The organism is Pseudoalteromonas sp. NEC-BIFX-2020_015 (assembly GCF_012952265.1).
GTDB lineage: Bacteria > Pseudomonadota > Gammaproteobacteria > Enterobacterales > Alteromonadaceae > Pseudoalteromonas > Pseudoalteromonas neustonica.
In genome coordinates this window covers 80,841-90,208 of the sequence record NZ_JABCJL010000020.1, presented here as the reverse complement: position 1 = coordinate 90,208, position 9,368 = coordinate 80,841, and the positions used below count along the sequence as shown (strand labels likewise).

Here is a 9,368-nt window from a genome sequence, read left to right as displayed (position 1 = left end):
ATCAGCTATCAGCTATCAGCTATCAGCTATCAGCTATCAGCTATCAGCTATCAGCTATCAGCTATCAGCTATCAGCTATCAGCTATCAGCTATCAGCTATCAGCTATCAGCTATCAGCTATCAGCTATCAAATTTTATTTTTGATTTTAGGGCTGTCAACATTTTTGATAACTCAATGGTTTCATTTATCCACTGGGCGCCTATATTTTTATCTATATAACTAATGTCTATACCAATATAAATCTGTGTTCTAGCTTCCGCTAAAGAAGATCTAGATATGTCTAAAAATCTAAGCCGCTCTTTATTGCTTTCAGGAGTCATCCCCTCAGCTATATTACTAGGCACTGATAGGCTGGAGCGTGTTAATTGATCTCTAAAACCAAAATCTTTAAGGTATGCTGTCTTTTTATATACATCAGCCCTCAATCGTGCGGCACGTTTCCATACTTCTAACTTTTCGAAATTCATTCAGTTACTCTTTTAAAGTGTTTTAAAAATTTATAGGTACAAAACATTTAAAAAGCAAATAACCTCTGTGATCTGACGGCTGACGGCTGACGGCTGACGGCTGACGGCTGACGGCTGACGGCTCGAAACTTAGCTCTTCCCTAGCCCCTAGCAACCTTTCACTTACTCGCTAACCCAAACACTTCTTTCATAACTTGGGTTGTTTTTGCTATTTCAGCTTCGGTTAAAGTCGGGTGCACTAAAAACATAATTGACGTTTCACCTAACTCAACAGCATTTGGTAGGCGAGTTTCAGGACGCCACGGGGTGTTATCAAATGCTTTTTCTAAATACACTTCAGAACAACTCCCCTGAAAACAAGGTACGCCGTGCTCTACAATGGTGTTTACTATACGGTCACGATCCCACCCCTCGGCTAAACACTCAGGCTTAATAAACATATAATGTTTATATTCAGCGTGCTCACTATACTCAGGCACTACAACTAAGCGAATACAGTCAAAATCACTTGCGGCTTGATCTAGCTGCAAACCATACCCTTGGCGTTTGGTTGTCCACTCTGTCATGCGGGTTAATTGTATACGGCCAAGTACGGCTTGCATTTCGGTCATGCGCCAGTTAGTACCAAAGCTTTCGTGTAACCATCTAAACCCTGGTGGGTGTTCACGATTATAAATTGCATCAAAGCTTTTACCGTGATCTTTATAGCTCCACATAGCTGACCATAGCTCTTTAGAGTTTGTGGTTACCATGCCGCCTTCGCCGCCAGTAGTCATTATTTTATCTTGGCAAAAACTCCACGCGCCAATGTGGCCTATACTGCCCACAGACTTACCTTTATACTTAGCGCCATGCGCTTGTGCACAGTCTTCTATTACATAAAAGCCATGTTCTTTGCTGAGCGCCATTATCTCGTCCATTTCAGCAGGCATACCCGCTAAATGTACAACAATAACGGCTTTAGTGTTTGGTGTAAGCACCGCCTTAATTGACTCAACCGTAATTGCTTGGCTGTTTAAGTCAACATCAGCAAACACAGGAGCAGCACCCGCTGTAACAATGCTTGAGGCAGATGCTAAAAAAGTACGTGGTGTGGTTATAACTTCATCACCAGTCCCAATACCTAACACTTTAAGCGCAATATCAAGTGCTAAAGTCCCGTTACCTAAGGCTATGGCATAGCTACAATCAGCCCATGCGGCAAATTCTTTTTCGAATTCACGACCTTCAGTACCAGTCCAATAATTTACTTTATTCGACAAAACTACACGACTTACAGCATCTGCTTCATCAGTAGTGAAGCTTGGCCAGGGAGAAAAAGGGGTATTTAACATGATGTTCCTATTAATTCCATATAGAAATGGGGGTCAGATTAATTTTTTATTTTCGCAAAACTGCTGGAGAGCCAAATGCAATAACATTATCAGGTATATTTTTTATTACTGTACTGCCAGCACCTATCATACAATTATCACCAACGACTATTAACTGTTTTATTTGACTTCCTATACCAATCCAGCTTTTACTCCCAATAGTAACACCACCGGCTAAAGCCACATTAGGGCAAATATGAGTAAAGTCATCTATTATACAATCATGCTCAACAACAGCTGCAGTGTTGATTATGCAACCTACACCAATTTTTGCAAATGCATTAATAACAGCACCCGCAAAAACTACGGTGCCCATTGCTACTACAGCATATTGGCTTATCACTGCGCTCGGGTGAATTAGGGTAATCAGGTTAAAATTATTTTGTTGTAATAACTGTATTTTTTGCAAGCGAATATCATTATTACCAATGGCCACAACAACATCACTTGGCGCTGAATTTGTATTATTTAACGCGATTAAATCAGCACAAGTGCCATTTATAGACCAATGCTCAATATGTGTTTTAGTTGGGTAAGCGTCATCATAAAATTCGACAGTAAAACCAAGTAGCTCCGCAATATCAGCAATAACCTTACCATGGCCGCTTGCACCCACAATTGCTAACGTTTTAGTCATTATTAGAGCCTTTAAATGGCTCAATAGTTACATGCCCGTCAGCACTAATACCTTCACGAACAAACACTTTTTTTACGGTTAATAATAATATTTTAAAGTCGAGTAAAAAACTTTGGTTATCTACATACCAAACATCAAATTTAAATTTTTGATCCCAGCTAATTGCATTACGGCCATTCACTTGTGCCCAACCAGTAATACCTGGGCGCACATTATGGCGGCGCACTTGCTCCGCACTGTACAAAGGTAAATATTGTACAAGTAAAGGGCGTGGCCCAACTAAACTCATATCACCTTTTAATACGTTAAATAAACCAGGTAGTTCATCTAAACTTGTAGAGCGTAAAAATGTGCCAAACTTAGTCATACGCTCATTATCTGGCAGCAAATTGCCCTGTCTATCCTTACCGTCAAGCATAGTTCTAAACTTCATCATTTTAAAAATTTTACCATTTAAGCCTGGGCGGTCTTGAGTAAATAAAATAGGCGAGCCCAGTTTAAAACGAATTAATACAGCAACAATAACTATTACTGGTAATAAAGTAAGTAATGTACTGAGTGCAACTATAAAATCAAACAGGCGTTTCATTTAAATAACTCCATAAACTTATTCCCTAATGTCGAAAAAACACGCTGTTCGACTAAAAATCGATGCCCGTTTTCACCAAGTTCATTAAGCTCAGCGGCACTCATTTTTTGATGTTTTTTAATAGCTTCAACGAATGACTCCACATCTTCTGCAGGAGTAAACTCGCCACTATTAGCTTCATTAATCATGGATGGATACCCTGAAAACATACAGATAATTGGCTTCTTTGCGTACATATAATCAATAAACTTATTTAATGAAATTCCATACTTATAAATTTTTTCATTTCTTACTGAAGCAACTAAGATATTAGATAGCTTTAAAACGTGCTGAACCTGCTCTTTTTTAATTGGTGGTGCAAAGGTAATATTATTAATTACCCTTGCTTGTTCAATTAACTGCTCTTTTAGGTAACCATCTCCGACTAGTAAAAAATGCACATTAGCTACCTGTTCGCTCTGCATAATTTTTGCAGCACTAACTATATATTCTAGTGCATTAGCATCACCCATAGTGCCTGTGTAAGTAACGATAAATTTATTTTTAGGTATATAGTTTTCTATAAAATCTGAAGATAACTCTTGTTGATTCCCTTTATAAAAATCTAAATTAACACCTTGCGGTATTGATACAACTTTGCTGCCGAGTCTTACTTCATTTTCAACATGATCTTTTAAGCCCGGCATTGTACCAACTATTGAATCGGAGTATTTATAACCTAACTTTTCAACTTTTGACAAAAACCAAATTAATGGGTGCTTATGACTAAACCCCTTTAAGTCAATAAGTGTTTGAGGCCAAATATCACGCACTTCAAAAATAAATTTAGCTTTGTAAAAGCGCTTATAAAAACAACCAGACAATACAGATAGAATTGAGAGTGAAGATGCGATAACTACATCTGGTTTTTCATACTGCTTACGAAACGCCATAACCAACACAAAAAACTCAAACCAAAGCCAACTTAAAATACGCTTAATGCTCGTTGCCTTGGTGTATTTTAAAGTGTTGACCCAGGTTACTTTATATCCGTCGTTTTCCATATCCTTATAGCGAGACTCAAATTCAGGCAAAGAACTATAAAGGTGGGATGAGTTTGAAGTAATAAGCCGTACATTATGGCCAGCTTTTGCAAATTCCTTGCAAAAGCTGGCTTGTCGGGTATCTGCACCGAAAGTACTTACATTTGCATACTTTGAAATATACCATACATTTTTTTTCATAAAAATCAGCCGATTGAATACTTAATTATCTCTTGCTGCTCAAAAGCAAAGACATGCAATAAACTTATTTCTAAATTAATTTTGAATAAAGCTGAAATAATTTCTCTTCTTCAATCTGCCAATTATATTTTTTAAGTACAGCATCACGCCCTCTAGCCCCCATAGCTTTGGCTACTTCGAGATTATTAGCAAGATAATTCATAGCATCAGATATTTCTTTACTTGAGTAAGGGTCTACACAGATACCACACTCATCTCCTATAACTATATCTTCCCATAATGTGATATTCGAGGCTATTACTGGAATACCTGAGGCCATATATTCAAACATTTTAACCGGTAATGCATCTTTATAATTTTCAATCGGATGCAATGTAACTAAACCAGCAAAAGAACGCCCTAAAACAGTTTGAATGTCCTCACGATTTAGCCAACCAAGGTCGTCAACCTTATTCCATCCTTCTAGTTTTATAACGTCATTCTGCACTTGTTTTTCTAGAAAGTTACCCGCCAACAATAAGCTACCATTAGCCTCACTTTGCACCATCGCATCCACAATTTCATAAATCCCTCTAACTTTTGTAATCCCGCCAATATAACAACAAGACTCACGTTGTGAAAAGTTAGCTGTATCAATACTAATAAACTCTTCAACCTTAGGGTAATTATTAACATCAACTGTAGTACTATTTATTTTCAGGAATTTATCACGGATAAAAGGAGTAGCAGCGACTACCGCATCAATTCGTTTACATAAAAAACTTTCGTAATAATGTGCAATTTTGGAAATTACTTTTGCAAAAAAAGGATGTAAATACGGTTTACTTAATATTTGAACAGGTAAATCTTCATGCGCATCAAAAACTACCTTTTTACCTTTACGTTTTAAAAGTAAAGCAACTAATAGTAACTCAGGATCGTGTAGATGAAATATATCAGCATCTAACTTTAACGCAGCTTTATAAACTTTATAAACTGTTTTGGTCATTCGAGAAATACGACCTCCTGTTTTAACACCTACATCTATAATTGCAATTCCATTTTTTAACTCTGAGCCTTTACCATCTGCAACAATCAATGCCGTATCATATCCTGCAGCGTATAAAGAGTTACACATTTTTATAAATATTCGTGTGTCATACCGAGGGTGTGCAGATGTTAAATGGGCAATTTTTTTATTAAGCATTAATTTTTTTTCCTTTAGCCAATTCAAATAAAATAAAAATAAAGCCAACACCCAGTAAAAAAGGAGTAGCTCCCCAAAGAAAGTTTATAAACATAGTTGAATCAACTTTTGGATAAATAAATATAAACCTAGCTAAAAATATAGAATAAATTAGAAGTAATAATGGACTCCCAGACTTCATGACATATTTATAAATAAACGTAAAAGCTAAGCCTACAAAAAACATAAAAAGTGGCCCTGCAATATTAAAATTCACATAAGCCTCTCCAATCGCACCTGGCGTTGGAGCACCTGAGCTCTCGGGAACATAAAGTTGCTTTATAGTCAATCCTATAGATGATGGTTTCATACCAAAAAATTGCCCAAGTGTATTTCTAATCCAGTCAAAATAAGTTAAACCTACATTAGCCTCATTTACACTATACGTATGAAATATAATGACTAACTGTTGGAGATCGGCAACATTCCCACCGCCAATTATAACTTCAAATATATTTTTATCTAACGCACTCCCATCAGCTCCTATGAATAAGCTGTTACTTAACATTCTTAGAAAGTACACAACAAATGCAAAAGACATAAGTGATATAAAATAGATAAAAACTTTTTTACGCAAATTCTCATCTTTTAATGCAAAGAAAAACATTTGAGAAAATAAAAATGTAATTGCTAAAGTTATTCGACCTTGCGAAAGGTTTATAACCAATCCAACGATACTGCAAAACAAGAAAAACTTTGTTACTGGTTCACCTTTTATATGTATTGCTAAGAGCCATAAATAAATGCCTGCATAATAAAAATGATATGGAAGTGTGCTTACATTTGCATCTTCAACTAGATGCCTAAATGCTTGAAAGTACATTAGCATATTAAGCATTCCACCAGCAGTAACATGAGCAATCCAATACCAATACACTAAACCAACAATTAAAAATGGTATAACTAAGATCCGATAATACCTTACATAAAAACACCAAAACCCGTTTATACTAAAGCTATCTTTAAAACGCACTTTTTCCTTAAATAAAGAGTAACCTACACCAAAGCACAAAAAGCAAATTATGGCATAAATAAGACTAACCCTCATTAAATCTACAACCGTTGATGATTGTAGATTTAAAAAACCCACAAATTTACCAAAGTTATGAGTAGCCCCTGAATAATAGAACCCACCTATCGCGTAGCCAAGATACATAATAGAAAACATAGATAAAGGCGAGTAAAAATCATCATCATTTAAATACAAGTTAAAGGTAACTATACAGAGAATCAGAATTAGACTTAATAATGGCAAAAATGAGTTCAGTGCATGGAACTCCATATAAAAGCTAAATAGTGTAATTACAATTACTAAAAAAAGAAAAAAAACATGTTTATTTTTCTTTAGAATCATCTCTTTAATTTCCTATAATTATTCATAAAGCCAATAGAGCGTTTAACTTCATTCCAAAATAATATCAGAGTAAACAATGTAATTCCTGTGTATAGAAATAACCTAAGCTCTAAAGGTGTCTTTGTAAATAAATTAAGAAAACAAGCCAACGCTATATGAATTGATATAATTAAATACATTCGAAAACGCTCAAATTCAACCCAAATTCGATTAGAATATTCTGTTTTTATAATAAAAAATATAAAAAAGGATATTGCTGAAGAAATAGCTGCACCTTCAGCTTGAAATAGTGGTATGAGTAAATAGTTGCCAAAGAAATTTATAACTAAAGCTATAAATGTAGCTAATAATGCATACATAGTTTTACGTTTCACCCCGATGCCTACCCCCGTTGCCTCTGATAAAGTATATAATAAGGGATATGCGATTACTGCTAGAATTAACACGTCAACCCTCGCGTATTCGTCAGGTAATATTAATAAACTTAGCCACGACAATAATCCGACGAAAGACCAAACAAGGCAAATTACAAGTGCAATAATCTGAACTGAATCTTTAACATTTTCCCCTCCCCCACCTTTTGATGCCCACTTATATACTTGAGGAGCCCAAACAGTAGAAAAGATAGCTTGAAGAATAAGAGCTACAGCTGAAAAGCTATAAGCCATAGAATAAACGCCAAGCTCCTCAAAAGTTGACAGTAACCTTAATAAAAATTTATCTGTCGCAGCTAAGCCCCAAAATGTTAACCCACTTCCAATCAAAGGTACCGTATATAATAAAATTCTTTTTAATAAAATAAGATCAAAACTTTCTTTAATTGCATCGATTAAAGAAATTCGAGTATTAATAATAAGAATAACAAAGGCGCTAACAACCCCAGCAAGTTGAGCTGCAATTAAAGATTCAAACTCAGACTCCACTTCGAAATACAAGTATGACAACAAAACAAATAAGAACAAAAGCTTAGGGAGAAGCTGACTCAACGAATAAGCCAAAGCTCTTTCATTCATTCTGAGTATTAGTGCAAGAAAACGTGATATAAATGCAAATACAACTCCCAAAATGATATATAAACTTATCCATTTTGATTGAATACCTGTAACGAGGTACGACAATTCAACAGGAATCAATAAGCTAACTAAAACAACTAAAAAAAGCACCGTGATAGCCGACAGGAATAATGTTTTAAATAACTTATCTTTCTGACATCCTGGAGAGTCATGATATTCACGCACATAACCTTGATCTAAGCCCAAACCAAATAAAATAATTGAAAAACTAACAACAAGTTGATACATAGAGAGGCGCCCAATATCCTCAGTTGTAAAGAACCATGCTGATATGGGTAGTATAAATAAACCTAAAACTGAATTCCCTAATGGCCCTAGAGCAAACAATAATATTTTACGAAGATTCATTATCAGACATTACTTTATATATATGGTTAAAATTATTTACCACACTATTTAAACTATATTTAGAAGTTAACTTTGATAATGCTAGGTCACTCTCTATATTAGGATCATCAGTGATTTTATTATAAATAACATCCAATTCCTTATAAGTATATTCAGTTAACAGCAATCCTTTACTTTCTTTTAAGAAATCTCTATATGAAGGAAGATCACTGAGCACAGGCAAACTACCCACTAATGCAGGCTCAATAACACCACCACCTAGACTATCAGAATGTGGTATAGAAAAATGCATGCAGGTATTTTTATATAATGCATATAACTCTTGAGGGTCTAGGAGCCTATTAATAAATGTTATCTTATCTATATCAACTAAACTAGTAAACTTTCTTACACAATCCTCATTTGCAAAGCCACGAAGTACCACAATACGCTTTGCTTTGATACCTTTAGTCATTAAATAATTAATAATTTTAGCTGCACCTTCAGGGTTGTAAACGTTACCGAGCCCTCGTGGGAATACAATGTTTTTTTCTGAAGTTAATTCAAATTCGTCACTCAAATTTTGGTAAGTGCTATTTAAAACATCTAATTCAAGTTCAGGTAATGGGAACCCCCAATAGAAAGTGTTAATTTTTTTCTTCACTCCTTTGCATTGGCTTTCAGCCTCTTTAGCTACATGCTTACCCGAAGTGTGAATATAATCAGCACGCTTTAACACAAACCAGTTAATTACTCTAAACAGCTTTCTTGTGATGAATGCCCCTGCTTTTGTCGAAAGCATCACATCAGACCCCCACAACGCAACTAGAAGTGGCCTATTCTGAAAAGCAGCCATTAAGCCATAATGGTTTAATACATGCGCATGTACAACATCTGGTTGATGCTCCTTAACTAGTTTATTTATTTTCCAAAAACAAAGATAAGAAAACATTGAGCGACATGGCCCCAAATCGATTACTCCGACTTCCTTCGCCGCATTATGAGACGCAATAATAAGTTCTATGCCTGACCCCTCTAATGCGGATATTAACCTTTTTACAATTGGAGAATGTATAGGTGCAACAAGTAAAACTTTCAT

Annotated in this window: 9 protein-coding genes; all 9 read right to left on the bottom strand. The window is 35.4% G+C overall.

All coding sequences use genetic code 11. From position 1 onward, the window contains the following. Positions 1 to 120 precede the first annotated feature (120 nt). The gene (locus HH219_RS15040; protein WP_169327928.1) at positions 121 to 468 is read right to left on the bottom strand and encodes a four helix bundle protein; all 348 of its coding nucleotides are present in this window, start codon (positions 466 to 468) and stop codon (positions 121 to 123) included. 158 nt (positions 469 to 626) lie between these two features. Further along, positions 627 to 1,802: a DegT/DnrJ/EryC1/StrS aminotransferase family protein gene (locus HH219_RS15035; protein ID WP_169327927.1), complete on the bottom strand. Its 1,176-nt coding sequence runs from the start codon at positions 1,800 to 1,802 to the stop codon at positions 627 to 629. Between the two features lie 46 nt (positions 1,803 to 1,848). Further along, complete coding sequence (locus HH219_RS15030) at positions 1,849 to 2,478, bottom strand: acetyltransferase (RefSeq protein ID WP_211842150.1); 630 nt, start codon at positions 2,476 to 2,478, stop codon at positions 1,849 to 1,851. Next, positions 2,471 to 3,067 carry a sugar transferase gene (locus HH219_RS15025; protein ID WP_169327926.1) on the bottom strand — a complete coding sequence of 199 codons (597 nt, stop codon included), beginning with the start codon at positions 3,065 to 3,067 and terminating at the stop codon, positions 2,471 to 2,473. The genes HH219_RS15030 and HH219_RS15025 overlap by 8 nt, the downstream gene beginning before the upstream one ends. Continuing rightward, entirely contained in the window at positions 3,064 to 4,290 is a 1,227-nt protein-coding gene (locus HH219_RS15020) for a glycosyltransferase family 4 protein (protein ID WP_169327925.1), read from the bottom strand. The genes HH219_RS15025 and HH219_RS15020 overlap by 4 nt, the downstream gene beginning before the upstream one ends. A gap of 70 nt (positions 4,291 to 4,360) precedes the next feature. Then, entirely contained in the window at positions 4,361 to 5,476 is a 1,116-nt protein-coding gene (locus HH219_RS15015; protein WP_169327924.1) for a glycosyltransferase family 4 protein, read from the bottom strand. Then, entirely contained in the window at positions 5,469 to 6,722 is a 1,254-nt protein-coding gene (locus HH219_RS15010) for an O-antigen polymerase (RefSeq protein ID WP_169327923.1), read from the bottom strand. Before HH219_RS15010 ends, HH219_RS15015 begins: the two co-directional genes overlap by 8 nt. Positions 6,723 to 6,865: 143 nt before the next feature. After that, on the bottom strand, positions 6,866 to 8,290 hold the full coding sequence (locus HH219_RS15005; protein ID WP_169327922.1) for an oligosaccharide flippase family protein: 1,425 nt from the start codon (positions 8,288 to 8,290) through the stop codon (positions 6,866 to 6,868). Beyond that, on the bottom strand, positions 8,277 to 9,368 hold the full coding sequence (locus HH219_RS15000; RefSeq protein ID WP_169327921.1) for a glycosyltransferase: 1,092 nt from the start codon (positions 9,366 to 9,368) through the stop codon (positions 8,277 to 8,279). Before HH219_RS15000 ends, HH219_RS15005 begins: the two co-directional genes overlap by 14 nt.

Bases quoted from the DNA above. Each gene is read 5' to 3' on its own strand.
- HH219_RS15040 (WP_169327928.1), bottom strand. From the start codon at position 468: ATGAATTTCGAAAAGTTAGAAGTATGGAAACGTGCCGCACGATTGAGG.
- HH219_RS15035 (WP_169327927.1), bottom strand. From the start codon at position 1,802: ATGTTAAATACCCCTTTTTCTCCCTGGCCAAGCTTCACTACTGATGAA.
- HH219_RS15030 (WP_211842150.1), bottom strand. From the start codon at position 2,478: ATGACTAAAACGTTAGCAATTGTGGGTGCAAGCGGCCATGGTAAGGTT.
- HH219_RS15025 (WP_169327926.1), bottom strand. From the start codon at position 3,067: ATGAAACGCCTGTTTGATTTTATAGTTGCACTCAGTACATTACTTACT.
- HH219_RS15020 (WP_169327925.1), bottom strand. From the start codon at position 4,290: ATGAAAAAAAATGTATGGTATATTTCAAAGTATGCAAATGTAAGTACT.
- HH219_RS15015 (WP_169327924.1), bottom strand. From the start codon at position 5,476: ATGCTTAATAAAAAAATTGCCCATTTAACATCTGCACACCCTCGGTAT.
- HH219_RS15005 (WP_169327922.1), bottom strand. From the start codon at position 8,290: ATGAATCTTCGTAAAATATTATTGTTTGCTCTAGGGCCATTAGGGAAT.
- HH219_RS15000 (WP_169327921.1), bottom strand. From the start codon at position 9,368: ATGAAAGTTTTACTTGTTGCACCTATACATTCTCCAATTGTAAAAAGG.